Raw genomic sequence first — 26,831 nt, forward strand, 5'->3', positions numbered from 1 at the left:
TGATGACATTAATGCTTGCCATTATCGATTAACAGTAATTGGCATATGCTATATATACGCCGATTAATGGCATATGCCAATTAGCATTGATATTTTGTGACCAGTGCCACGCTTAGCTCAATATCAATACCAATAATCGAATCAGTGATTTCTATTTTATTTGCTCAATGACAATTTTAATGATGGAACCATAAAAATATTAACATTTAATCTTGGGTAAGCATTTCCATTGAGTTGAATATTGAGGAGTAAGCAAATCACGACGCATTGCCCACTTTTGTTGTATTCCTTGTGCAGCAAGAAACACAGTATCGCGGCCATAACGTTGGTTGATGCTATCAAGGGTGTGCATGAGGGCATAATCGACCTTAGCAGGATTGAATAAATCAAATTGAAAATATTTCTCGCTGGCTAAATCAACAAGGCCTACGCCAATTTTGTAATACCGCACACCGACGCGAAACAACCTTGGTGCAGCTTGTCTAAGCGCTTTGGTGAGTTCAACAGAGCAATGTGTCGGGCAAGGGAAATGGACAATGACCTTATCACTCACGGGCCGTTCGTCATGGGGGGAATTACTGGCAAACAGCAACATGGTTTTGCAATACGAGCCTTGCTGACGCGCTTTAAGCGCCGCGATAGCGATATGTTTACTCAATGCCTGTAATAGCAATTCATAGTCAGTGATGCGCTCACCAACACTACGAGTCGAGAAAATTTGTTTTTTATCTGCCCTTGCCTCATCCCATTGTTTACAGACTTGACCATTCAGTTCACGAACGGTTCGCTCTATTTCAATACTAAATTGTTTTCTCGCAAGGCTCGGTGGCATACAGGCAAGATCATATGCGCTGCGAATATTCATTACTTCAAGTTTTTTACTTATGCGCCTACCAATGCCCCATACATCACCGACCGCAAGCTGACGCAAAATGTCAGTGCGTTGCTGCAATGTCTCAATCACGCAAACACCTTGGTATCCTGGAATTTTTTTAGCGGCATGATTGGCTATCTTGGCTAAGGTCAAGGTGTCACCCATACCGACACAAACGGGTAAACGTGCTTCTTTCCAAACCGTACGACGGATTAACTGACCATGGGTATGCAGGCATTTAATCGCGGGGTAACTGTGTTTAAACGACAGGAAACATTCATCGATGGAGTACACATGCTGATCGGGCGCAAAGCGGCCTATTATCGCCATCATTTTTGCTGATAAATCGGCATAGAGCTCATAGTTAGATGAACACACAATCACATTACGCTCGGCACATAGCGCTTTAACTTGAAAATAGGGTAGAAATTTTTGTATGCCCGCTTCTTTTGCTTGTCGATTAGCAGCCACAATACAACCGTCGTTATTGCTCAGTACAATGATGGGTTTACCACGCCAATCAGGACGAAATACCTGTTCAGCACTGCAATAAAAAGCATTGGCATCAACTAAGGCAAACATTGTTGCTTACCCTTGGTGGCTAACAAACATGGGGCTTTGGCGATGACAACGAATTGAGCGGATCACCACACCTTCAATACTAAAGTCATCATAATCGCAAATAGTTACTGGTAAATGTTGCTCATGAGATGACACTAGCATTCGCCGTTGCAGATCGAGAATTTTACACACAAATTCACCATTAAAATTAGCCACAATCACATCGCCACTTTTAGCCGTTTCATGACGATCGACAATCAGTAAGTCGCCATCGAATATCCCAACACCTTGCATTGACTCCCCTTGGGCTAAGCCGATAAAAGTCGAACTTGGATGTTGCACTAACATCTCATCAAGACTGAGGCCTAATTGAAGATACTCAGCAGCAGGGCTTTCAAAACCGGTAATGCCAGCACTGGCGACAATGGGAATAAAGCGCATACGCTAACCTCGTACATTTATACCGATACTGTATAAAAACACAGTACCATTATAGGGTACATAGTAGCGCTAAATTTTGTCTGTGCAAGTTTATTTATGTTAAATCGCGATATGCAGGCGGCATATTTAGCCATTGAAGGTTGTTATTAGCCAGCTAGATAGCGTTATCAGTTTAATAGTTAATGAGTTTATTTGTTCAAGGTCAAAATACAATCTGAGCGATTGGTCTACACTTGTGATCAGTACAACAATGAACTTGATGCAAATATACACTTGATTGCTACTTTTTTTGGGGTCTAGTATGACACTCGCCACATTTGATATCGACATGCACGATGACAACTGCGACCTGAGTCTTGCAGGTGATTGGCAATTAGGCCAAGCACCACTAGGTGCCGATATTTGTGCCGCCCTTCCCGCAACTTGCCATACTGTCAGATTAGTGACGACTGAATTATCTCAGTGGGATTCAAGCCTTGCCATTGCCTTATTACAATTATCCCGCTGGTGTGAACAACAAAAAATAGCCCTCAATATTCAAGATACCCCACAAGGATTACAACAATTACTGCAGCTAGCTACCGATGTGCCCGTGTATCAAACGGCGAATGATGGTGTCATTGGTGGCATGTGGGTCACGCTTCGTAAAGGCATGATTGTACAAGGCTTACAGGTGCACGATGGCTTAGTGTTTGTCGGGGAAAGCACGTTGGCATTAGGGCGTTGGTTAAGAGGTAAAGCCAGTACTCGGCGCAGTGATATCGTATTTTTTATTGAACAAGCAGGGCCTAAAGGACTGGCGATTGTCACTTTGATTAGTCTGCTAGTGGGAATGATTTTAGCCTATTTAGGTTCAGTGCAGCTGCGTCAGTTAGGTGCTCAGGTGTATGTCGCTAACCTAGTGGCGATTGGAATGGTACGTGAAATGGGCGCCCTGATGACAGGCGTTATTATGGCTGGCAGAACAGGAGCCGCGTATGCCGCTCAATTAGGCACCATGCAGGTCAATGAAGAGATTGATGCGCTGCGAGTCATGGGTATTTCCACCATGGAGTTTCTGGTGTTACCTCGCTTGTTGGCATTGATTTTCATTATGCCGTTAATGTGCATTTACTCTGACGTGATAGGCATGATCGGCGGTGCAGTAGTTGCCAATGGCATGGGCGTGAGTTACACCCAATATATTTTACAAACTCAGGTTGCCATTGATTGGGTAGACATATCCACCGGGTTGATAAAAAGCCTTATTTTTGGTTTTTTAATTGCTATTGCAGGTTGTCAGGCCGGGCTTAAATGCGGGCGAGATTCTAATGCCGTTGGTTTAGCCACGACCAGTGCTGTAGTTAAAGCCATTGTGTTTCTGGTGGTTTCCGATGCCGCGCTCAATATCTTATACGATAAGTTAGGGATCTAATTATGGTGGATGATGCCTTCATCAGTGTACGCAATCTTAGTGTCGGTTATGGTACGACCGAGGTACAAAAACAACTGAACTTCGAGATTAACAAAAATGATATCTTTTTTGTCATTGGCGGAAGTGGTTGCGGCAAAACAACCTTACTTAAATCAATGGTAGGATTGTTAACCCCACTTAAGGGAGAAGTACTTTATCAAGGTAAAAACTTTTATGACGCTGATGAACCAGCGCAAGTGGCCATGCTCAAAGACTGGGGGATCACGTTTCAAACTGGCGCGTTGTTTTCCAGTATGTCGCTTGCCGAAAATGTGGCTTTACCGCTACAAATGTATACCGACCTTTCGGAGCGGCAAATAGCAGAGGCTGTGGCATATAAGCTTGCTTTAGTCGGCTTAGCTGGATTTGAAAAATTTTACCCTGCCGAATTAAGTGGCGGTATGCATAAGCGTGCAGGCTTGGCGCGCGCGATTGCACTGGATCCACAATTGTTATTTTTTGATGAGCCTTCAGCAGGCTTAGATCCCATTAGCTCTATGCGCTTAGATCACCTAATAGTGCAAATTTGCCAAGCACTGGACTCGACCGTGATTATCGTATCGCACGAGCTACCCAGTATATTGTCAATCGGCACCCGCTGTGTGTTTCTCGATAATCAAACCAATACCATGCTTGATTGTGGCGATCCGAGAGAATTAAAACTTAACAGTAGCCAAGCTCGAGTGCGACAATTTCTCAATCGTGCTGATAAAGTGGAGGCATCATGAGTAAAAGCCAGCGACTTCCTCTTGCGATTGGGGCCTTTATCTTTGGCGCGATTCTTTTAGTGTTTATTGCCCTGCTATTTTTTTCTGGTGGGCGAATATTTGCCGAAAAAGCGCCTGTGGTCATGTATTTCAATAACTCAGTACAAGGGCTTCAAGTCGGTGCGCCAGTGAAGTTAAAAGGCGTAATCATTGGTGAAATAAGCGATATTAGTATTGATTTCCCCAACGACAGTAGCCAAGGTGTCACGGCCTCAGTTCACGCCGATTTACTGTTGAAACGCATTAACCTTAAAGGCATACAAGTGGGAGAAGAGTTTTTCTCCCACGCGATAGAGAATGGCTTACGTGCTCAGCTGAATTATCTGAGTTTATTAACCGGACAACTCTATGTTGAGTTAGATTTTTATCCCAACACATCCGCACATTTCCATGATGACAAAGATTCATTATTGGAACTACCAACCATAGCGACTGATTTCGAATCCTTGTTTAAAGATCTGCAATCATTGAACTTGAAAAACGTCATCACCAATGTGGATAAATTGGCTCAGCAACTTAGCGACATTGCCGCCAGTGGCAAAATACAGCAAGCGCTGGATAATTTTGATAGCGCTGCAACAGCCGTTAGAAACACCGCTGTGCATATCGATACAACTCAGGCGACATTAGGCACCAAGAGTATCGAAGTACTGGCTAAACTAGATAGTTTATTGATGCAGTTAAATAAAGATGAACCGCAAATGGTTGAGTCTCTCAACCTCAGTTTAGCGGCACTGCACAAAACATTAGTCAGTATTGATCAGTTGGCGAATCAAGCAGGTAATTCTTTAGATCAAAACTCCCCACTCGTGATTGAATTAACCAATACATTGGCAGAGATTAGCCGCACAGCTCGGGCGTTACGTAGTTTAAGTGAAACCTTAGATGAGCAACCCGAGGCGATTATACGTGGTAAGCAAGGAGAATAATGTTATGAGGCTATCTTGGATGAGATCACTATATTGGAGTGTGAGTTTATTGGCACTTAGCCTGATCAGCGGCTGCCAAAGCTCACCGCCAAAACAGTACTTTGTGTTAACCGCACCGTCCTTGCAGATAGAGCCCGGCAGTACATCACTCGAATACGATATTGGCATTGGCCCTATTGAAATACCCGAGTACCTAAACTTTACTCAAATGGTATATCCGCTTGAAGATGGCAGCCTACAAAGAATGGCCAACAGCTACTGGGCTGAGCCATTAGATCAAGGTATCGGCCGTGTTGTGAGTATTAATCTCAACCAAAGCGATCATAGTCGTAAGTTAGTGTTATTCCCCTGGGGAGCAGAAAATAGCCCGCAGTACAGTGTCAAAATAAAGCTTATGAGCTTAAGCAGAGACAGTAACAATGTCAGACTAAATGTTTATTGGGATCTTATCGATAACCAAGTAAACCGACATATCACCCAGCAACACTTCACTGCTGTCACCAAAGCAGGAGCAACGGCGCCAGACATGGTTAGTGCATACAGCCATTTATTGACTCAGTTATCTGAGCAAATCGATAAGTCACTGCAACAACTGCCAGAGTAACCGGAAAGTTTAAGCATAAGAGATAATGCAATTTATAGATTAGTGAGGTTGATTCTAGATAGCGGCTTGAGCGCCTAACGTGTAAAAGATTTAGGTATTAAACGAGTTGTAGAATTAGATGCGATTCATTTTACATTTGTTTATTTTAAAATTAATGAATACCGTTAAATGGCTGCGGCTACTTAATCAAATTGACTTCTAATATGTGCTCAATCTTTTGCTTTTTACTACTCCAGATGTATTTGTAATGCCCACCTTGCTGTGGGATTGTGACGGCTTTAGGTTTGAACGCCGCAATACATTCACCACCACAGTCTCTTACACTACGATACACCAAACCGTTACTGTCACGGGCACGCAATGCTTTAGCAAATTGCTGTGCTATCGCGTAGTCATCTGTGTGTAAGTCATCAAATTCTTGGGATCTAATATCGTGCAGTGCCAACGCGACTTGATTAATATAGCAACGCATAGTGAGTTCGGTATCGGGCTCATTAGTCGCGCGTAAAAACACTTCTCGGTGGTAAATGGTTTCAGAAAAGGCGGTATGTAACGTTTTAGCCGCATAATACACTCCAAATTGACAACCATCGGTAAAGCGTGATGGCGTACCAATATGGGTAAATGCCGCCATTATTGGCGAGGTTCCAATACCAGAAATACGTTGTTCTACTGGCACCAGGGCCAACTCGCCTGCTTCTTCACGTAAGCGGTCGTTGGTGAGTGATTCAATAGCAAAAACTATCTCAAGCTCATCAGGGTTGGCGACCTGTTCAAATAAGTCGATAGGCGGAAAATGGCTGGGCACTAATCTGTACAGCTTATCCGCGTTAGGCTCAATGGTATTAACCTCGTTGTGCATCAAGGTATCTCCGCATATCACTCAAATTTATCATGCTACCTTTTAGCATATACTCCAAAGCTGTTTGATTATTAAAGGCTTGATTGACTTTTTGAGGCCAAGCATCGGCTTGATCTCTTGTCGGAAATAAACTCCCAAGGGCTTTATAAATGCCTAAAACGTATGAAATACGCTCCAAGGTATCTGGCGACAATGACGACACTTTACCTTTTTTCCAATTATAAAATGTCGACTCGGCCGGCCTACCTAACAGCACAATTTGATCTTTTGCTCTTACATGCCAAGCATCCATGATATTAAAAAACACCTTCAGCGCGACTTGGGCAGTTTTTTCAGGATTTTGCTGTAACACAGCTTGCTCAATTGCAGACATATCCAGCCCCCTCAGAGATTTATACAGCGATATAAAGACGACTTATTACCACAACCAATAATACTCCACACATGGGGTTTATTCAAATTATACTATTTTTACGGTGTAAAATCATCGCGAGATAAGTGGCAAAAAGCATAGTTAACAAGGAAGATTCATCGCTGAAATGTCTTATTAATAACCTAGTTGCTAAAATTTGCTAACAATTCAAATGTTGACATTTTGTGTCATTCTTTCAAGATGACGAAGCAAATAACTCTGTCAACACATTGGCTAAGGAATACGATAACAATGAATAGATCCTTAATTGCGATTGGATTAACCACTGCACTATTAGCAGGTTGTGGTGTATCTGATACAACAAATACTCAGGTTGCAGCCGTCACTTCCCCTGCTCCCGCTAAAGCTGAATTAGGTACTTTTGGTATTGACTTAACAGCGCGTAATGAAGCGGTTAAACCTGGCGATGACTTCTTTATGTATGCCAGTGGTCATTGGTACGACAACTTTGTCATGCCAGCAGACAAAACCCGTTACGGCGCATTTAATGCCTTAGCTGAGCGCAGTGAAGATCAAGTCAAAGCAATTATTGATGATATTGCTGGCCGCAGTGATTTAAATGCAGAAGAACAATTAATTGCTGATTTTTATCATGCCTATATGGATACCGAAACCATTAATAAGTTGGGTATCACACCAATTAAAGGCACCTTAGATCAAATAGCGGCAATCAACTCGACTCAAGACTTAACAAAAATATTCGGCGAAGCCTGGCTTACAGGTACATCATCACCTATTTGGGGTGGAATGTGGTTTAACCGTTTAGACCCTAATCAATATGAAATGACCATTGGCGCTGGTGGCTTGGGTTTACCAGACCGTTCATATTACCTAGAAGAAAGTGATCGCTTTGTGAATATTCGTAAAGCTTATGTTGAGCATATCGCTGCAATGCTGGCTTTTGCGGGGATAAAAAACGGTGAAAAACGTGCCGCGGCGATTCTTGCACTTGAAACTAAAATAGCACAAGCACAATGGCCTAGAGAGAAACGTCGTAATCGCGATTTAACCTTAAACCAACTTAAGCGCACAGATCTTGCTCAGCAATATCCTGGATTTAACTGGGATTTATATTTTGCACAAACAGGCTATCAAGTCCCTCAACTCAATATATCTGAACCTGAACCGGTTAAGGCTATCATTGACTTGATAAATCAACAGCCATTAAATGTATGGCAGGACTATCTGACCTACCACACGGTCAGTAATAATGCCGGATTATTATCAGAAGATATTTTCAATACTAACTTTGCTTTTTATGGCAAAGAGTTAACAGGCCAAGAACAACCTCGTCCACGTTGGAAACGCGCGGTAGAAGAAATGTCAGGCACTCAATCATTGGGCTTTGCAATCGGTAAAGTGTATGTATCACGTTACTTTCCTGAGTCGTCTAAGCAACAAATGGCCGAATTAGTTGAAAACTTACGCACAGCACTTGGACAGCGTATTGATGGTTTAGAGTGGATGGGCGATGAAACTAAAGTGAATGCCCATGCTAAATTAGCGGCATTTAACCCTAAAATTGGTTATCCAGATTCATGGCAAGAATTTGATGGTTTAACCCTGACTAAAAATGATTTAGTCGGTGATATTAAAAATCTGCGCAAATACTTCCAAGCCGACAGCGTAGCTCAGGAACTGGAAAAAACCGATCGTAATCGTTGGGGCATGACACCGCAAACAGTCAATGCCTATTACAACAGCTCGTTTAATGAGATTGTGTTCCCTGCGGCTATATTACAACCGCCATTTTTTGATCCAAACGCAGATCCCGCGGTGAACTATGGCAGTATTGGTGCGGTCATTGGTCACGAAATGGGTCATGGATTTGATGATCAAGGCTCTAAATCAGACGCCAATGGTATTCAGCGTAATTGGTGGACCGACAAAGATCGCGCCGCCTTTGATGCTAAAGCCGATAAACTGGCTGAACAGTACAGCAAATATGAGCCTATTCCAGAAAACTTTGTCAACGGACGTAACAGTTTAGGTGAAAATATCGGCGACGTTGGTGGCTTATCAATGGCGTACCACGCTTATAAGTTGAGCTTAAAAGGTAAAGAAGCACCGGTTATTGATGGCGTTACTGGCGATCAACGCTTCTTTTTAGCTTGGGCTCAAGTGTGGAAAGAAAAACGCACCGAGCAAAGCATGTTAAGCCAACTTCGTGCTGGCACTCATGCACCAGGTCGTTACCGCGCCCTCGCCCCACGTAACCACGATGCTTGGTACAAAGCCTTTGATGTTAAACCCGGTGACGAGTTGTACTTACCTGAAGAGCAACGCGTACGTATTTGGTAATTTAAGTAAAGACCTGCAATAAGTTGTCTTAGTTACAACACGCATCCGTCACAATGTAAAAATGCCAGTCAGTTAACTGACTGGCATTTTTTATCACTATCGGCACAAATGCTTGAACAAATATCAGCAACCTGATGACTCACATCAGAAACGAATGAAATGGATAATAGTGAAGTCTCAACAGTAGATACAAATTATCTCAAGATTGATCGATGACGGAATAAAGTTTGAATATGTTTACGGCCTAGACATATTGATTCATCGTCGCTGGCAATACAGTGTGAGCACTTTATAACTCGTTTAGGGATAGAAGTGTGTTAGTTATTTTATAAGTCAGAATGATTTCGAATAACCTTTAATATGAAAAAGTAATTGAATTACCTACAAATAGTGGCTAACTTCACTTGACCACTATACATCACCAAGCTGGGATACAGTGACTTTTACTTACTAATGGCGGTGTGACTTTAGCCCTCGCGCTAATAGGCGCGCCACCCTTAAAAAGCAATCTATACTGCACACTTGAAATAATATTGATCACAGGGAATTAAAATGAAAGTACTGACCTTCGGCACAAGCAACAGCAAAAACTCTATTAACAAAAAATTGGCTTTTTATGCCGCACAGCAAATCAACAACGCAGATATATCGCTAATCGACATTCATGACTTTGAAATGCCCATATACAGCGTAGACAGAGAAACTGAATTTGGTATTCCGCAATTAGCACACGATTTTTATAACGCGATTGGCGCAGCAGATACTATCGTGATGTCATTCGCTGAATACAATGGCTCATATACATCAGCCTATAAAAACCTGTTCGATTGGACATCTCGAATAGACATGAAAGTCTTTCAAAATAAACCGATTCTTATGCTGTCCACCTCGCCAGGTCCTGGAGGAGCGCAAAGTGTCTTAGCCGCAGCGCAAGCATCAGCGCCCTACTTTGCAGCAACAGTAATAGCCGCTATATCATTACCAAGCTTTTTTGATAATTTTGACTTAGAGGAAGGCGTCGTTACTGATAAGACATTCAATCAAAGTTTGCTTGCTGCAATCAGTAAATTCTAAGTTTGTCTTTTTGAAGGATATTTTCCCTATTAGGTAACTAACAATACAACAAGAGTCAGAATGCTTGAGCATATTATGCAAAAAGAAAGCATTGATGAAATTATGTTTAAGGATTCTGACTAGGAGTACAACAAAGCTGACTTCACCGATTCTGACCATGGCCTTTCACGTATATCTATATATTCCAAGGCATACAAGCGGCCATGGACGGCGCAAAGCGTCCCGAAACAGTATCTGCACATAAGCCCACTGCAGGTGATTGACTGTAATGAGGGTACAATCTTAAAGCCCATTCAACCAAACATAAAAAATGCTAAACCTTTATTTGGAGCCACTTTCTTTGGAGCATAAAAAGCCACTAGTGTAGCAATGGTCAGATTTAACTCTGATGCTAAATCGTGGCAGATATTCACGACTAAAGCCGGATAAAGTAGGGGATCGCAACTAAAACAACGCCTATAATCAGTAAGCTAGTGACACTGGCAACAAAATAAGGAAACACAAATAACGCGATGCCAATACACAAGGGGACAATCGCACGTTGGCGTTTACCAAAAACAAAATAACCCATACCAATAGCGCCAAATAGAACACTCCACATGATCATTGATGCACTTCCCATCTCTAACCTCTTAGCTAACGCCTGATAATTGAATATTTAATGGTTTCTTAGTTAACAATCTTAATATCTACACCTTAGATCATAAGCTTGTATAAGGTTATAGCATGGAACTTGTTTACCTATCTATCGCCGGCTACTCACAAGCCACTCCCTTTCAATGATCAATCACTGACATCGATGCAGAATTATATTGAGCCTTACAGTTAATCTGGCTAATGACTTAAGTGCATCAGATAGGCACTTTCCTGTAAATGTTAACCCCCCATTAGTTCTAAATGTTACGTCCTTAAAATGGTGACGATCGATAACTCATGATTACGATAGTGGGTTGCAGATTAACGTTTTCTTAGATGTTAACCATCAATAACGGTTCATCAATAAAGGATTATTGATGAGAAATATCGACGTTACGATGAAGTCGGTTTTTTATAAAAAAACCAAAAATAACTGCAGCTGTAATGATTTCATGTAAATTTTTTTTGTTTTTAACAACATAAGATCAACGTTAAGATCGCAACAATCAACCTATGTAAAACATAGATTTACAGAAAATAATCGCATTCCTACCCTATTTTACAACCCCTTTGTTGTGACCTATATCAAATTATAGCTTGATAGTTACAGCACTAATCATTAGCATACTTATTAATTGAGCGTTCAATTAATAACTCTTAATACAGATAACGGACCCCTTTTATGTCAAGACCGATAATGAAAAACGTCAGACAACAACAGCTGATAAATGCCACGTTAATGTCAGTCGAACGTCATGGGTTGCAACACACTACGATTAATACCATTAGTGGCTTGGCGGGAATGTCATCGGGAATTATCAGTCACTATTTTGGTGGCAAGCAAGGGTTAATAGAAGCCACGCAGAAATTTCTGTTAGATGAATTAAAGCAGGCATTACTGACGAGAACATCAGGCAAAACATTAACTCCAGTAGCACGGCTTTCGATGATAGTGGAAGCAAACTTTACTGAATTACAACGTTCAAATGCCGCGACAAAAACATGGTTAAGCTTCTGGTCCCAAGCGATGCACGATCCTGGGCTAGCAAGATTACAAAATATTAATAGTCAGCGGTTATACAGCAATCTGCTTTTTTCGTTTAAGCAATTATTACCCAATACCGCAGCGATTAATGCAGCAAAGCAAACCGCTGCAGTGATTGATGGTTTTTGGTTACGCAGCGCGCTGAGCTCCACCCCTATAGAAGATTTTAAGCAAGCCCAAATTTTATCTAAAGCCTTTATTGAGGCTGTGATCGTGCAACACGGAGAAATTGAATGTCAGCGTTAATTACATACCAAAATTATGTTCACGGTAAATACATTTCAAATGGTAGCGGAGAAACCTTCGAGGTTATTAATCCTGCGACTGGTGATGTCAGTTATTTAGTTGAAGTGGCTACCGAAACAGTACAACAGGCGGCTATCGCGAGCGCGAAAGCAGGATTTGCAATTTGGTCGGCAATGACGCCAATCGAACGTAGCCGCATTTTATTAAAAGCCGTTGCCCTACTACGTGAACAAAATGATGAACTTGCAGCAGGTGAAGTATTGGATACCGGTAAGCCATGGCAAGAAGCATCGGTAGTTGATGTGGTTACTGGCGCCGACTCTATAGAGTTCTTTGCCGGACTTGCCCCAAGTATTGAAGGCAATCAACAACCTGTTGGAGCGGACTTTTATTACACTCGCCGCGAGCCATTAGGCATTTGTGCCGGCATTGGTGCTTGGAACTATCCGCTGCAAATAGCTTGTTGGAAAGCGGCCCCTGCTCTCGCTTGCGGTAATGTGATGATTTTTAAGCCATCAGAAGAAACACCACGCGGTGCAATGCGTTTGGCAGAAATATTCACACAAGCTGGCGTACCAGATGGCGTATTTAACGTTGTTCAAGGTGACGGTAAAGTGGGCGCATGGCTAACCAGTAATGAAGATATCGCTAAAGTGTCATTCACTGGCGAAGTCGGTACCGGTAAAAAAGTCATGGCAGCTGCGGCGGGAACACTTAAAGACGTAACCATGGAACTTGGTGGTAAGTCGCCATTGATAATATTTAACGATGCCGATGTTGAAAATGCCGTTTCTGCGGCAATGTTAGCCAATTTTTATACGCAAGGCGAAGTGTGTACCAATGGTACGAGAGTCTTTGTGCAGCAAGATATTTATCCACAATTTATTCAACGTTTAAAAGAACGTACTGAGCAGAATATTGTTTGCGGCGACCCAATGGACCCTAACACTAATTTCGGCGCGTTGATTTCACGTGATCATCAACAAAAAGTGCTTGATTATATTGAGATTGGTAAACAAGAAGGGGCGACTTTGTTAACGGGCGGCAGTGCATTAAAGCCTGACAATGCGCCAAATGGTTTCTTTGTCGCGCCAACAATTTTTACTGATTGCACTGATGAAATGACGCTATCTAAAGAAGAAGTCTTTGGCCCAGTCATGTCGGTATTGACCTTTACTGATGAAGACGAAGTCGTTAAACGTGCTAATAGTACACATCTAGGCTTAGCGGCTGGGGTGTTTACCCAAGACATTACTCGCGCTCATCGGGTTATTCATCAAATTCAAGCTGGTATTTGTTGGATCAATGCTTATGGTGCCTCACCAGCAGAAATGCCGGTTGGTGGTTACAAAATGTCTGGTATTGGCCGCGAGAATGGCTCTGAAACCTTGAAAGCATACACCCAAATTAAAGCTGTTTACGTTGGTATGCAGTCACTTGAAAGCCCATTTTAGGAGTGACCAATTAATGTCTACGCAAATATCTCATGAATACGATTATATTATTGTCGGTGCCGGAAGCGCAGGTTGTGTATTAGCCAACCGCTTAACGGAAAATCCAGACAATAAAGTCCTCATACTTGAAACCGGAGGTAGCGACAAAAGCATTTTTATTCAAATGCCTACGGCGTTATCTATCCCGATGAATACCAAAAAGTATGCATGGCAGTTTGAAACAGAAGCAGAGCCCCATTTAGATAATCGTCGTATGCATTGCCCTCGAGGCAAGGTACTCGGCGGCTCATCATCCATTAATGGCATGGTTTATGTGCGTGGCCATGCGCGTGATTTTGACGAGTGGCAGCAACAAGGTGCAAAAGACTGGGATTATGCTCACTGTCTGCCTTACTTTAAAAAAGCTGAAACCTGGTCTTTTGGCGGTAATGTTTATCGCGGTGATAAAGGTCCATTAGCAGTTAATAACGGTAATGAGATGAAAAACCCGTTATATCAAGCTTTTGTTGATGCAGGTGTCGATGCCGGTTACCTAGCGACGAGTGATTACAATGCCAGTCAGCAAGAAGGCTTTGGCCCAATGCACATGACAGTTAAAAACGGCGTGCGTTGGTCTACAGCCAATGCGTACCTTCGCCCTGCGATGAAACGCTCGAATTTAACCGTGGTTACTCATGCGCTTGTACATAAAGTAATTATGCAAGGCAAAACGGCTGTTGGCGTTCGTTACGAACGTAAAGGCGAGTTAATTGATGTTAACTGCAATAAAGAAGTGATTTTATCAGCAGGTTCTATTGGTTCGCCGCATATTTTACAACTGTCGGGCATTGGCGATGCCAGTACATTAGCGAGTGCAGGTATTGAGCAAGTTCATCAATTGCCTGGTGTAGGCCAAAACTTGCAAGACCATTTAGAGTTTTACTTCCAATTTAAGTGCTTAAAACCGATTTCGCTTAATGGCAAGATAGATCCATTAAGCAAATTATTTATTGGTGCGCGATGGATTTTAAATAAATCGGGTTTAGGCGCAACTAACCATTTTGAGTCTTGTGGTTTTATCCGCTCAAAAGCGGGTTTAGAGTGGCCAGATCTGCAATATCATTTCCTACCTGCTGCAATGCGTTACGACGGTAAAGAAGCGTTTGCGGGCCATGGTTTCCAAGTGCATATTGGCCACAACAAACCTAAAAGCCGCGGTGCAGTAACGGTCGTATCAAATGATGCCAAGGTTGCCCCACAAATTCAGTTCAATTATTTGTCACATCAAGATGATATCGAAGGTTTTAGAGCGTGCGTTCGTTTGACCCGTGAAATTATTAATCAACCGGGTTTAGATGAATATCGTGGTGAAGAAATTCAGCCAGGCTTAGCGGTCAAAACCGATGAAGAAATTGACCGTTTTGTCAGAAGCTCAGTTGAAAGTGCCTATCACCCTTCTTGCTCGTGCAAAATGGGTGAGGATGATATGGCCGTGGTTGATTCAGAAACGAAAGTTCACGGTATTAACGGTTTAAGAGTCGTTGACTCATCTATTTTTCCAACCATTCCTAATGGGAATTTGAACTCACCGACCATCATGGTTGCCGAGCGTGCTGCCGACATTATTTTAGGTAACAAGCCACTGGCACCCAGTTTGGCAAAAGTGACTATTGCTAAGCATTGGCAAACATCACAACGCTTACAAGCTCCGAAACGACATTCCGATTAGCCCTCATTCATTGATGTGTATTCCTATATACACATCAATAGCAGGTTGTGGCCAACCTTCACAATTGTAAATGGCCAATTTAGCTGAGATCAATCTATCAGGGTTTAACTATCGTCAACACGATACTTAAGGCTTGAGGGCATTTTGCCTTTAAAAATTGTTCTATGGCATTAAAAACATACAACAAGGAGCCAAAAAATGACGACCTGGTTATCAATAGGTATTCTATTTACTTTTGCCGCAATCGCATTTGTGATTTATCGTTGGGGTAACATGCAGTGTATTGGTGTCACCCCAGTACGTAAGTTTACCTTTATTGCTATTTTGTTCACCTCCGGGCTAGATGTAGGTTTAATCATGTTCCCGTTGACTGAGTTTGCCGGTTATGCCGATTTAGCTGCCAGTCCAGAATATGGATTTACTAATCCACTGGCAATTGAGTTTGGCTTTTGGGCTTGCTTAATTTGGGCATTTTACTTTTTAACCTGCTTCTATTTCTGTGTCATTGAACCCAGAGTAAAGTATTTTGAAATCCCATTGATTAAGTTTATCAATAACATCGTTATCATTGGTACGTGTGCCTTCACCGCTTATTTATTATTAAGCAATTTACCTTGGTATTTACCACAGTTAGGTGATGGTGAAAGCATTGTCGGCAGCTTCTACCTCATTGTGTTTATGGTTATTGCTGCAGCAGTGTATTCAAGCACCAGTATTCGCTATGTTCGTTATCTCAGTTTAGGCAGTACTTGGTTATTCTTAGGCTTAATCGCCGTTATGTGGTCTGGTGCATTTTTATCCGATGACTCAAGTGTCGGTGAGTTTTTCACTACATTTGCATTAATTGGCGACTACTTTGCTAACATTCATAACTTTGTACTACCGATAAACGATTATCATGAGTTCTACCTGTTCTGGTGGTTTGCTTGGAGCATTATGATTGGTCAATTTACTGCACGCTTTGTGGGTGGTATGAAAACCTATCAAGTGTTACTGGCTATGATGGTATTCCCTTCAATCCCGATCGCGATTTGGTTTACAGTGTTGTATTACTACAGTGCAAACGCTCTCGATACCTCAGGGTTTTATAATCTTGCTATGGTAGTAGTAGGGATAACATTTGTAATTAACTCATTAGATTCACTCGTTCGTTTATATACTGACAATTTGAACATAACTGTTGAACGTTTTGGTAAAGTTCCTTATATCGTTGGTAATGTTGTTGTACTGAGTGGCTTAACCTTATTATTTAAACTAGACTTTTTACAGATTCAATTAGTAGGCGCACTGGCTATAGGCTTGATATTAAGCTGTTTCATATACATTTTGAAATCGCACCATCGTACGGTCGGGGATATTGAACGCTCTCCAAAAGAAAATAAAATCGATTTTACTAAAATCGAATTAGCAGACTAAACAATAAAAACAATCCAAGGAATAATGATGAATACGACAATAAAAAAGTTAGCCCTATTAAGTTTATTTACCCTACCCACTTCTGTCATGGCAGGAGAACTGAGCACAACGGTTAATGCAACGTCTGATTACACTTTTAATGGTGTAAGCCAAACAGATAATAGCCCAGCATTACAAGCTAGCCTAGATTACGCGGCCGATGATGGTTGGTATGTCGGTGCTTGGGCATCAAACGTAGACTTTGGTGGCGGAGATGATACTTGGCTAGAGCTTGATTTTTATGCTGGTAAATATTTTGAATTAACAGATCGAGTATCGCTCGATGCGGGTATTGCTTACTACACATATCACGGCGATGATGCCTCTGATGAGTATTACTATCCAGAGGTATACACCAAGTTTGGTTATGCTTCATCGCTTGGTCAAAGTGAATTAAACTTCTGGTACTCATGGGATTATTTTGGTGTTGATGCAGGTCATTACATCATGATGGCAGCCCATACCTTCACTGTTGCAGAAGGTCATGACATTCGCGTCAGCTTCGATCGTTCAACGTCTCAAGACGAAAATAAATGGGCATGGGGAGACAGTGATTCTTACAACCATTATCGTGCAGAATACATGACAAGCTGGGAAGGTTTTGATTTCAACCTTGCAGTAGAAGATACCAGCCTAGATAGCGATATCAGTGATACTCGTGCTGTGGTATCTGTGGCGCGTACTTTTAGCTTATAATTTGCCATAATTGAAAAAATAACCAAGCAGAATAATGTCTATAGCATTATTCTGCTTTTTTTTGATATTGGACATGAGTCATAAGCTGAATTCTGTTATGGTGCGTGGTGAATTATGAGGGGATTATGGAAAAATACGAACAACTACTAATTTCATTACGGCGAGTGATCAGAGCTATTGATATTCACTCGCGTCAATTAAATAAACTATCCGGTCTGACTGGACCACAATTAATGGTTATGCAGAAAGTGGATCAACTTGAAGCACCATTAGCAAAAAAAATAGCGCAAGAGATTAATTTAAGTGCGGCGACAGTGACGACCATAATTGATCGACTCGAAAATCGTGGCATGGTGATTAGAACGCGCAGTGAAACTGACAAGCGCAAAGTACACTTGTCATTGAGTGATGCTGGTAAAACATTATTAAACAGTGCACCTAAACCGCTACAAGAGCATTTTATTATGCGTTATCAAAATCTTGAAGAATGGGAACAAAGCCAATTATTGTCGGCCGTTGAGCGCATCGCCACCATGATGGATGCAAATGATATTGATGCGGCGCCTGTATTGTACGTCGGCCAAATTCAAGTAGACGATCCTGCTCAATAAGTCCCCTTTACAGCCTGTAGCGCAAGAATAATCTTGCGTTATAAGCTGCTAGTCTAGCCTTTAATCTCTTAGCCCTCCAGATGATGCTATTGCTTAGCAATCATTTCGATGCCTTGCAGTGCAACCCGATTAAAATATCAACTTCATACCAAATTCACACCAAGCTCATTACTGGCCTTTAACTCATGCAAGGCACATTGTGGCTATATCTAAAATCAGCTCAAAATATCAAGAGCAATACGCGATGTATCATCAAATTAACCTGCGCCTGTACGCCTGATGTTCAAGTTGAGCGCGAAGGATTTTATCTTTTCAGCTTTTTATCTCTCTACTTATCACTGCATGGGTAGGCTTTTTTACACCACTCTCTATTTCTAGAGATTATAATGGTACCCGAGGCCGGACTTGCGCCTGTACGCCTGATGTTCAACCAGAGCGCGAGGGATTTTATCTTTTCAGCTTTTTATCTATCTACTTATCACTTAATGTGTAAGCTAAATTACAGACGTAAAAAAGCCCCAACTAATGTTGAGGCTTTTTTACACCACTCTCTATTGCTAGAGATTATAATGGTACCCGAGGCCGGACTTGCGCCTGTACGCCTGATGTTCAACCAGAGCGCGAGGGATTTTATCTTCTCTGCTTATATCTTCTTACCTTTGAATATATAAGCCAAATTGCAGACGTAAAAAAGCCCCAACTATTGTTGAGGCTTTTTTACACCATACTTAAGTATGTAATTTCTTACTATAAATAATGGTACCCGAGGCCGGACTTGAACCGGCACGCTTATTCAGCGAGGGATTTTAAATCCCTTGTGTCTACCGATTCCACCACTCGGGCAAAGTGTTGTTTTGACCGCTACTAAAAGTAACAATTAAACGCAATTTTGTGGAGGCGCGACCCGGAGTCGAACCGAGATAGACGGATTTGCAATCCGTAGCATAGCCATTCTGCCATCGCGCCATGCTTTAACCAAAATCAAATCCATCGGAGGAGATAAGAAATTGGAGCGACATATCGGGTTCGAACCGATGACCTATACCTTGGCAAGGTATCGCTCTACCAACTGAGCTAATGTCGCATTTGTATCTCTTTAACGCTCTATTTAAAACGAGACGTTGCAATAAGAGGATGTTTCCCCTGACTGCGGAATGGCATTCTACCGTTTTAGCTCTGATAGTCAATCAATAAAAACAGATTTATTGCAACAAAATGACTGTTTGATGCATAAATCATCATTCTGATTAAATATATTACAAGGCGGATAAAAAAGCATCTCCAAAGAGATGCTTTCAAGACTACATACCTGGGTAAGTACTCAATAAACAGCGATATTCACTTTGCAAACCTTGTTAAACATCCACTGTCAGCAAACTTGGTACTAATTAAATATTAGTTTTTAGGTAGTGATAATGTGGTTAAGCCAAGCATTTTTTGCATAACGCCAACAACCTGGCAGCTATAACCAAATTCGTTGTCATACCATACGTACAAAATGGCACGTTTACCCTCTGCAATCGTTGCTTGTGAATCGACAACACCTGCATAACGTGAACCCACTAAGTCACTTGAAACAATTTCAGTCGATTCAGTAAAATCGATTTGATTTTGTAACCCAGATTGCAATGCGACATCTTTTAAGTATTCATTCAGTTCATCACGATTAGTTTCGTGTTGTAAATTAACACTGATGATAGCCATAGAGACGTTAGGCGTTGGAACGCGAATCGCGTTACCGGTTAGTTTACCCGCTAATATAGGCAATGCTTTAGCAACAGCTTTAGCCGCGCCTGTTTCGGTAATGACCATGTTAAGCGGAGCGCTACGTCCACGGCGATCTGCACTGTGATAGTTATCAATTAAATTTTGATCGTTGGTATATGAGTGAATCGTTTCTACGTGACCATTTTCAATCACATATTTGTCATTAACCGCTTTTAACACTGGTGTGATGGCATTAGTTGTACAACTTGCCGCTGACACTATGGTGTCTAAATCAAGGATATCGTTTTCATTAACGCCGTAAACGATATTTTTAATCGCACCTTTGGCTGGAGCTGTTAATAATACTTTTGCTGCTCCAGGGCTCTTAAGGTGTAAACCTAAACCAGCTTCATCTTTCCAAATACCTGTGTTATCAACAATTAACGCGTTGTTAATATCATACTTAGTGTAATCAACTTCATCTGGTGAGTTAGCGTAAATGACTTGAATGTAAGTTCCATTGGCAATAATTGCGTTGTTTTCTTCGTCAACTTCAACCGAACCATTAAATGGTCCGTGTACTGAGTCACGACGTAATAAACTGGCACGCTTTTCTAAATCACCTTTTTTACCACCACGCAATACAATGGCACGAAGGCGCATTTTATTACTTTTACCAGTACGCTCAATGAGTAATCGAGCTAACAAACGCCCTATTCGACCGAAGCCATAAAGTACAACATCACGAGCTGGGGTGTCATCACCATGATTAACCGCTTCTGACAACTCCTGTGCCATATAAGCTTCGATACCACTTGCATCCTTGTTATCACGCCAGTAATTAATCGCTAATTTACCAATATCGACTCGGCAATGCTTGATGGCTAATTTGCTAAGTGCTACAACAAATGGGAAACTTTCACGAAGACGTAATTTTTCACCGACATGACGACGTACTAAACGGTGTGACTTAATGATTTCGATGGTTGATGCATTGAGTAGTGGTTTACCATATACCATAACCTCAATACCTTGGTTACGATACAACTTGCCAAGCAACGGTTGCATTGCTTCTGCCATTTCGAAACGTTCTTGCCAACTTTGTAAATGTTTATCTGCGCTCATGTAGGGATCCTTTATCTCACTTTTCTCGTTTTTTCAGAAAGGTTTGAGTAACAAAAAGAAAAGACCAATAATTTAGTATATTGTATGGGGGTGGCCCCCTGTTGGTCGCCGACATTGTAAAGAAATACAGCCGATTTCGCTAGTAACAAATTTTCGGTAAATGTGTAATTTTATTAGACAATTTACCGCTCGGAGACGCTTTTGAGCCATAATTTTGTATTAATTACATCATTTACAGTTATCGGGGCCTGTTTTGGCCTTTTTGGCTGCGATAATGACCGAAACAGCGACCTTATTTGTAAAAATAATCCTGAACTTTGTAGTGATTTACACAAAGATAGTTGGTGCCGATTTGAGAAAGGTGACCTGATCCGCCACAGATATGCGTTAAAACAGAGCTCATCGCCTACAGGTAAACAACTTTACCAGCAACTTATTTACTTAGAGAAATACAGTAAATGCATCGAATTGGCTGCTGGTGTACAACATAAAATTAATACTGACCGAACCCGTGATCGAGAACGCGCTTTTGCGGTAAGCACTCAGACACTCAGCGAACTTCAAGAAACCACCCGTGCAAATAACGAAGTGCATTTAGCTTTTTATCGTTGGATGCGTTTTAACGATCAAGCAGGATTAGCGATTGTAGAAAACACTTATAAGCAAGGATTGCTTGTCGATAACGATATCATTACTCAACTAGCAGCCTATTATGTGAGAGTTTCGCCTAATGATGCCAAAACGCTTTATTTGCATTTGCTTGCTACCACCAAGCCAGCAGATATTGATCCTGACTGGTTTTTAGCTCTCGCTTCTATTTACCGCCAACAACAAGATAGTGAAAAAGAATACCTGTTGACCAGAGCCAACTTATTGATCAGTGAAAACCAAGCAGATGAACAACAGTTATTAGCTATCATTAAGGGGGATCAAGCGCTTGCATCGACATTAGACAGTCAAGCCATTGAACTCGTTTCAGTGGTAATGAGCGAACAATTTGCCAATAGTCACAGTGAAGCATTATTAAAATAAGCTAGGATTGTGAACTTTGAATCCATTTTGTGGCTTATTAAATTTATTATTACTTACAAAACTGTGCTTAAAATATCTTCAAAATGGGCTAAATGTAAAAAAAATACGAATATTATTGGCTTAATTCGGCATATTTGGGTGATTTAACTTGATTATTACGGCCAATTTGGTAATTTTACAACCAGGCGAATGATATGCCACCAAATTATTTTAACTTGAGGGATATGAGATGACTATCCGTGTAGCAATTAACGGCTATGGCCGTATCGGTAGAAACGTTCTACGTGCACTGTACGAAAGCGACAAAGATTACCCAATCGAAATCGTTGCGTTAAACGATTTAGGTGATGCTTCTATTAATGCTCATTTAACTAAGTACGATACTGTACATGGTCGTTTCAACGCGAAAGTTGATCATGACGATGAAGCTATCTATGTTAATGGCGACAAAATTTTAACTTTCCAAGAACGTGACCCATCAAAGTTACCTTGGGCAGAATTAAAAATTGATGTTGTCTTTGAATGTACGGGTATTTTCACATCTAAAGAATCTGTGCAACCACACCTTACTGCTGGTGCTAAGAAAGTTATTATTTCAGCTCCTGGTAAGAATGTTGATGCCACAATCGTATATGGTGTGAATAACGATATATTAACTTCAGACATGACAGTCATTTCTGGTGCATCATGTACCACTAACTGCCTTGCACCTATTGCTAAGCCGTTAAATGATGAAATTGGTATTGAATCTGGTTTGATGACCACGATCCACTCTTACACCAATGATCAACGTCTATCTGATGTATACCACACAGATTTACGGCGTGCTCGCGCTGCAGCAATGTCAATGATACCAACTAAAACCGGTGCAGCAGCTGCAGTAGGTTTAGTGGTTCCTGAGCTTATGGGTAAATTTGACGGTTTAGCGGTACGAGTGCCAACAATCAACGTGTCTTTAGTTGATTTAACATTCTTAGCCTCTAGAGATACCACTGTTGAAGAAGTGAATGCCATCATTACCCGTGCTTCACTAACGTCACCAATGTCTGAAGTATTAGCGATTAATGAAGAGCCATTAGTGTCTATCGACTTCAACCATAATCCTTTCTCTTCTAATTTCGACGCTACACAAACTCGTGTTAACGGTCGATTAGTGAAAGTAATGTCATGGTATGACAACGAATGGGGTTTCAGTAACCGCATGTTAGACAACGCTGTTGCGTTAATGAACGCTAAGTAATTAAACTATAAATTAGCTCGTTAAGATCTACTTAATAGCCTCGCATTTGCGGGGCTTTTTTATTTATTAAAAAGTTAGTTCATCGCTCGGGGATCCAAATAATACTGCAATTTTCTATTATCATTAAATTCATCGCCTAAAATTTTATCAACACGCTAAAATCATACATACACTGTTAGCTGTCATATCCTATTACCCAATATCTATTGCTTATAAGTGACGAAGTCAAATAGCACTAAATAAAGTAAGACAGATTCGACTCCCCTTCTATTTCAATTCGTTCACTAGTCTATTAATCGTACAAAATGGAATGAGAGTAATGAAATGAATTTAATTATGAGTAAAGATAAGTTATTACAACATAGAGCACAAAATTCGACCAATAGAGCCTTGTTTATTTTCTGTTTATAGCTGATATTTTAAATCATTAAATATTATTTATTTACAAAAGGTCAAAGGAATTAAAAATGGCGAGCAAATTTAATTTAACTATCGGCAACCGTATTATCTTAGGTATTGCCATTGTATTGTTTTTAGTCATGGGTACCGTTATTCCTTTCGTACTATCTGAATTCTCAGCCACTATCGATAGCGCCGAGCAACGCGAGCTACACAAGCTATATGAAACGGCTACAGCTGATATTGAATCAACAGGGAAATTGGCTCAAGCTTTAGCAACTGTCATTGCTAGCGATAGAGAATTACAAAAGCTATTCAGTGAGGGCAATAGAAATGAATTAGCGGCTAGAACTATTCCGCTTTTCGACTCATTAAAAAATAGTTATGGCGTTCGTCAATTCCAGTTCCACTTACCTCCTGCGACGTCCTTTTTAAGGGTTCACAAGCAAGAGGAGTTTGGGGATGATTTATCCTCTTTTAGACAAACCATCGTTGTCGCAAATCGAGACAAAAAAGCGGTTAAAGGACTAGAAAAAGGAGTCGCTGGGATAGGCATTCGCGGAATTATGCCGATAAATTATCAAAACAAACATATTGGCTCTGTTGAGTTTGGTATGTCTTTTGGACAAACATTTTTTGACGAATTTAAAAAAGATTATAACGTCGATATTGCTCTCTACACTGAGAAAAATGGACGATTTGAAGCTTTTGGAACCACAACAAAACCTAATAGTTTTTCAAATAATGCCGATTTAACGCAAGCATTTAATGGTGAAGTGCTTAATAGCCAGTCAACATTAAACGACACCCCCTATGCTATCTACTTACGTCAAATAAAAGATTTTTCTGGTCAACCTATTGGCGTCCTAGAAATCGCAATGGATCGTACTCATAATACGAGTGCACTAAAGACAGTATCTTTAACTATGATTTTTGTAGGTATTATTGCGTTATTATTAGGGATAGCCATTGCTTGGGTGGTAAGCAGAAGTATTACAAAGCCAATTAATACTACTACTAACACGATGAATAATATTGCAGATGGCGATGGCGACTTAACACTGCGTTTAACCGTTATCGGCAACGATGAAATTACTCAGCTATCCAAAGCATTCAACCAATTTGCTACCAAGGTTCATAGCACAATTACCCAAGTGATGTCAGCTACTCAGCTGCTTAATAACTCTGCTGAACGCTTATCTAATATTACACTTGAAACACGAGCTGATACCGTTCAACAGCAACAGGAAACTGAGCAGGTTGCGACCGCGATGAATGAAATGAGTGCAACCGTTCAAGAGGTTGCACAAAATGCTACTCAAGCAGCTGATGCTGCCCAAAAAGCCAATGAAGCAACAGAAACGGGAAAACTTGTCGTCAGCGCAGTGTCATCAGAAATTAATCAATTAGCATCAGAAATCAACATTGCGACAGAAACTGTTTCACATTTACAAAGCCAAACAACAGCCATTGATAGTGTACTGGAAGTAATCCGCAATATTTCTGATCAAACTAATTTGTTAGCTCTGAATGCCGCAATCGAAGCTGCTCGCGCTGGCGAACAAGGCAGAGGCTTTGCTGTTGTTGCTGATGAAGTTCGAACCTTAGCAAGCCGAACACAGGCCTCAACCCAAGACATTCAAGCCATGATAGAACAATTACAAAGTGGTGCAGCGAAAGCAGTTCAAGTCATGAAAGAAAGTAGTAAGGTCACAGATTCTTGTGTAGCACAGGCAAATAATGCCGACCGAGCGCTCGATGACATTTTTGCAGCGGTCAATACTATCACTGAGATGAATATTCAAATCGCCAGTGCAGCAAATGAACAATGTGCGGTATCAAATGAGATTAATAAAAACATCAATAACATCAACTATATCGTTACTAAGACTACGGATGGTGCAATGCAAACAGCCAAGGCAAGCGAGGACCTTGCTGATTTGTCTAAGCAACTTAATACCTTAGTTGGGCAATTTAAAATTTAACAGAATACCGCACCACAACAATAACAATTGAGAATAAAAAACCGACATGGAGTCGGTTTTTTATCAGGCTAGTAATTGATTCGCAAACTTAGCTATTTACTTATGCGTTGCCCTTCACTTTCATATTCAATTCTTTGGCAAAATCGAGCATGCGAGTTAGTGGGATGAGTGCTTTGACGCGCAGTTCATCATCAACAAATATTTCATGATTAGTTTTATCGCTATCAACTAGTGAAGCTTCGATAGCTTGCAAGCCGTTCATGGCCATCCACGGGCAATGGGCACAACTCTTACAGGTGGCACCGTTGCCGCCGGTTGGGGCTTCGAGCAAGGTTTTACCTGGAGCAGCCTGCTGCATTTTATAAAAAATACCGCGATCCGTGGCAACAATAAAGGTGTCGTTGGCCATGGTTTGCGCCGCTTTAATCAACTGACTGGTAGAACCTACAGAATCAGCAAGCTCAACCACACTAGCTGGTGACTCTGGGTGAACCAAAATGGCTGCGCCAGGATGCTGCTTTTTAAGCTCGCGCAATGCTTTAGCTTGAAACTCATCATGCACAATACACTCGCCTTGCCATAACAACATGTCGGCGCCAGTTTGTGTATTGATGTAGGAGCCTAAGTGGCGATCGGGTGCCCAGATAATTTTTTTATCTTGGCTATCGAGATGCTCAACAATTTCTAAAGCAATGCTTGAGGTGACCACCCAATCTGCACGAGCTTTTACTGCTGCAGAGGTGTTGGCATACACCACAACAGTATGATCTGGATGAGCATCGCAAAACTCATTAAATTGCTCAATCGGACAACCTAGATCTAACGAACAGGTTGCGTCTAGAGTGGGCATTAAAATGGTTTTTTCAGGGCTTAAGATTTTAGCGGTTTCGCCCATAAACTTAACCCCAGCAACAATTAATGTCTTTGCTGGGTGATCGCGACCAAAGCGAGCCATTTCTAAAGAATCTGACACACAACCACCAGTTTCTTCAGCTAATGCTTGAATTTCAGGATCGGTATAATAATGGGCAACAAGGACTGCATTTTGATCAATCAATAACTGTTTGATACGTGCTTTATATTGTGCTTTTTCAGCGTCAGACAACACGGCAGGTTTGGGCGGAAACGGATATTCAATAGTTTCAATTTTAGGTGCCGACAGACTCATACAAAGTTCCAATCGATTTACATTG

Annotated in this window: 22 protein-coding genes and 3 tRNA genes; 15 read left to right on the top strand and 10 right to left on the bottom strand. The window is 41.3% G+C overall.

Features of this window, described 5'->3' with window-relative positions:
• Positions 1–199 precede the first annotated feature (199 nt).
• Positions 200–1,456: a Y-family DNA polymerase gene (locus H5164_RS12435; RefSeq protein ID WP_182722964.1), complete on the bottom strand. Its 1,257-nt coding sequence runs from the start codon at positions 1,454–1,456 to the stop codon at positions 200–202.
• A 6-nt stretch (positions 1,457–1,462) separates the two neighbouring features.
• Positions 1,463–1,876, bottom strand: coding sequence for a LexA family transcriptional regulator (locus H5164_RS12440; RefSeq protein WP_124014913.1), 414 nt, complete (start codon positions 1,874–1,876; stop codon positions 1,463–1,465).
• A gap of 301 nt (positions 1,877–2,177) precedes the next feature.
• Between H5164_RS12440 and H5164_RS12445 the strand changes: the two genes are divergently transcribed.
• The 4 genes from H5164_RS12445 to H5164_RS12460 are packed head-to-tail and all read left to right on the top strand — an operon-like array spanning position 2,178 to position 5,629.
• Complete coding sequence (locus tag H5164_RS12445; protein ID WP_182722965.1) at positions 2,178–3,290, top strand: ABC transporter permease; 1,113 nt, start codon at positions 2,178–2,180, stop codon at positions 3,288–3,290.
• Positions 3,291–3,292: 2 nt separating this feature from the next.
• A complete protein-coding gene (locus tag H5164_RS12450; protein ID WP_182756400.1) occupies positions 3,293–4,057 on the top strand; it encodes an ABC transporter ATP-binding protein in 765 nt (254 codons plus the stop codon).
• The gene (locus H5164_RS12455; protein WP_182756402.1) at positions 4,054–5,025 is read left to right on the top strand and encodes an MlaD family protein; all 972 of its coding nucleotides are present in this window, start codon (positions 4,054–4,056) and stop codon (positions 5,023–5,025) included. The genes H5164_RS12450 and H5164_RS12455 overlap by 4 nt, the downstream gene beginning before the upstream one ends.
• Positions 5,026–5,044: 19 nt before the next feature.
• Positions 5,045–5,629, top strand: a complete 585-nt coding sequence (locus tag H5164_RS12460; RefSeq protein WP_165870025.1) for a membrane integrity-associated transporter subunit PqiC — start codon at positions 5,045–5,047, stop codon at positions 5,627–5,629.
• Positions 5,630–5,807: 178 nt separating this feature from the next.
• On the opposite strand, the gene H5164_RS12465 is transcribed toward H5164_RS12460, so the two are convergent.
• Positions 5,808–6,491, bottom strand: coding sequence for an RES family NAD+ phosphorylase (locus tag H5164_RS12465; RefSeq protein ID WP_182742285.1), 684 nt, complete (start codon positions 6,489–6,491; stop codon positions 5,808–5,810).
• Entirely contained in the window at positions 6,475–6,864 is a 390-nt protein-coding gene (locus tag H5164_RS12470; protein WP_182697405.1) for an antitoxin Xre-like helix-turn-helix domain-containing protein, read from the bottom strand. The genes H5164_RS12465 and H5164_RS12470 overlap by 17 nt, the downstream gene beginning before the upstream one ends.
• Positions 6,865–7,155: 291 nt before the next feature.
• Here H5164_RS12470 and H5164_RS12475 point away from each other — a divergent pair, with 291 nt between their 5' ends.
• Together H5164_RS12475 and H5164_RS12480 are read left to right on the top strand one after the other, a co-directional pair.
• Positions 7,156–9,225: a M13 family metallopeptidase gene (locus tag H5164_RS12475; protein ID WP_182756404.1), complete on the top strand. Its 2,070-nt coding sequence runs from the start codon at positions 7,156–7,158 to the stop codon at positions 9,223–9,225.
• Positions 9,226–9,777: 552 nt separating this feature from the next.
• The gene (locus tag H5164_RS12480; RefSeq protein WP_124014921.1) at positions 9,778–10,299 is read left to right on the top strand and encodes an NADPH-dependent FMN reductase; all 522 of its coding nucleotides are present in this window, start codon (positions 9,778–9,780) and stop codon (positions 10,297–10,299) included.
• A gap of 415 nt (positions 10,300–10,714) precedes the next feature.
• Here H5164_RS12480 and H5164_RS12485 read toward each other — a convergent pair whose 3' ends face one another.
• Positions 10,715–10,921 carry a hypothetical protein gene (locus tag H5164_RS12485; protein WP_182697407.1) on the bottom strand — a complete coding sequence of 69 codons (207 nt, stop codon included), beginning with the start codon at positions 10,919–10,921 and terminating at the stop codon, positions 10,715–10,717.
• A gap of 696 nt (positions 10,922–11,617) precedes the next feature.
• Between H5164_RS12485 and betI the strand changes: the two genes are divergently transcribed.
• From betI to H5164_RS12515, 6 genes are all read left to right on the top strand, one after another.
• Positions 11,618–12,226 carry a transcriptional regulator BetI gene (gene betI, locus H5164_RS12490; RefSeq protein ID WP_182756406.1) on the top strand — a complete coding sequence of 203 codons (609 nt, stop codon included), beginning with the start codon at positions 11,618–11,620 and terminating at the stop codon, positions 12,224–12,226.
• On the top strand, positions 12,214–13,680 hold the full coding sequence (gene betB / locus H5164_RS12495) for a betaine-aldehyde dehydrogenase (protein ID WP_124014924.1): 1,467 nt from the start codon (positions 12,214–12,216) through the stop codon (positions 13,678–13,680). The genes betI and betB overlap by 13 nt, the downstream gene beginning before the upstream one ends.
• A 13-nt stretch (positions 13,681–13,693) precedes the next feature.
• Entirely contained in the window at positions 13,694–15,388 is a 1,695-nt protein-coding gene (gene betA / locus H5164_RS12500) for a choline dehydrogenase (RefSeq protein ID WP_124014925.1), read from the top strand.
• Between the two features lie 198 nt (positions 15,389–15,586).
• The gene (locus H5164_RS12505; protein WP_182756408.1) at positions 15,587–16,804 is read left to right on the top strand and encodes a BCCT family transporter; all 1,218 of its coding nucleotides are present in this window, start codon (positions 15,587–15,589) and stop codon (positions 16,802–16,804) included.
• 27 nt (positions 16,805–16,831) lie between these two features.
• On the top strand, positions 16,832–17,539 hold the full coding sequence (locus H5164_RS12510) for a TorF family putative porin (protein ID WP_182722972.1): 708 nt from the start codon (positions 16,832–16,834) through the stop codon (positions 17,537–17,539).
• A 125-nt stretch (positions 17,540–17,664) separates the two neighbouring features.
• Positions 17,665–18,150, top strand: coding sequence for a MarR family winged helix-turn-helix transcriptional regulator (locus tag H5164_RS12515; protein ID WP_124014928.1), 486 nt, complete (start codon positions 17,665–17,667; stop codon positions 18,148–18,150).
• A 757-nt stretch (positions 18,151–18,907) separates the two neighbouring features.
• Here H5164_RS12515 and H5164_RS12520 read toward each other — a convergent pair.
• The 4 genes from H5164_RS12520 to H5164_RS12535 form a co-directional block, all read right to left on the bottom strand.
• Positions 18,908–18,993, bottom strand: a tRNA-Leu gene (locus tag H5164_RS12520).
• A 49-nt stretch (positions 18,994–19,042) separates the two neighbouring features.
• Positions 19,043–19,116: transfer RNA gene (locus H5164_RS12525), tRNA-Cys, on the bottom strand.
• Between the two features lie 42 nt (positions 19,117–19,158).
• Positions 19,159–19,234: transfer RNA gene (locus H5164_RS12530), tRNA-Gly, on the bottom strand.
• A 311-nt stretch (positions 19,235–19,545) separates the two neighbouring features.
• Positions 19,546–20,982: a glyceraldehyde-3-phosphate dehydrogenase gene (locus tag H5164_RS12535; protein ID WP_182697410.1), complete on the bottom strand. Its 1,437-nt coding sequence runs from the start codon at positions 20,980–20,982 to the stop codon at positions 19,546–19,548.
• A gap of 201 nt (positions 20,983–21,183) precedes the next feature.
• On the opposite strand from H5164_RS12535, the gene H5164_RS12540 reads away from it, so the two are divergent.
• The 3 genes from H5164_RS12540 to H5164_RS12550 all read left to right on the top strand — a co-directional run bounded on the left by H5164_RS12540 (position 21,184) and on the right by H5164_RS12550 (position 25,638).
• Positions 21,184–22,014, top strand: coding sequence for a DUF2989 domain-containing protein (locus H5164_RS12540; protein ID WP_182723773.1), 831 nt, complete (start codon positions 21,184–21,186; stop codon positions 22,012–22,014).
• A 229-nt stretch (positions 22,015–22,243) separates the two neighbouring features.
• A complete protein-coding gene (gene gap, locus H5164_RS12545) occupies positions 22,244–23,254 on the top strand; it encodes a type I glyceraldehyde-3-phosphate dehydrogenase (protein WP_124014931.1) in 1,011 nt (336 codons plus the stop codon).
• 467 nt (positions 23,255–23,721) lie between these two features.
• Entirely contained in the window at positions 23,722–25,638 is a 1,917-nt protein-coding gene (locus tag H5164_RS12550; protein ID WP_182756410.1) for a methyl-accepting chemotaxis protein, read from the top strand.
• A 100-nt stretch (positions 25,639–25,738) separates the two neighbouring features.
• Here the strand turns inward: H5164_RS12550 and nadA are convergent, their stop codons facing one another.
• Positions 25,739–26,806, bottom strand: a complete 1,068-nt coding sequence (gene nadA, locus H5164_RS12555) for a quinolinate synthase NadA (protein WP_182756411.1) — start codon at positions 26,804–26,806, stop codon at positions 25,739–25,741.
• Between the last annotated feature and the right edge of the window lie 25 nt (positions 26,807–26,831).

The sequence above is a fragment of the Shewanella sp. SG41-3 genome (genome assembly GCF_014164545.1).
Classification (GTDB): domain Bacteria; phylum Pseudomonadota; class Gammaproteobacteria; order Enterobacterales; family Shewanellaceae; genus Shewanella; species Shewanella vesiculosa.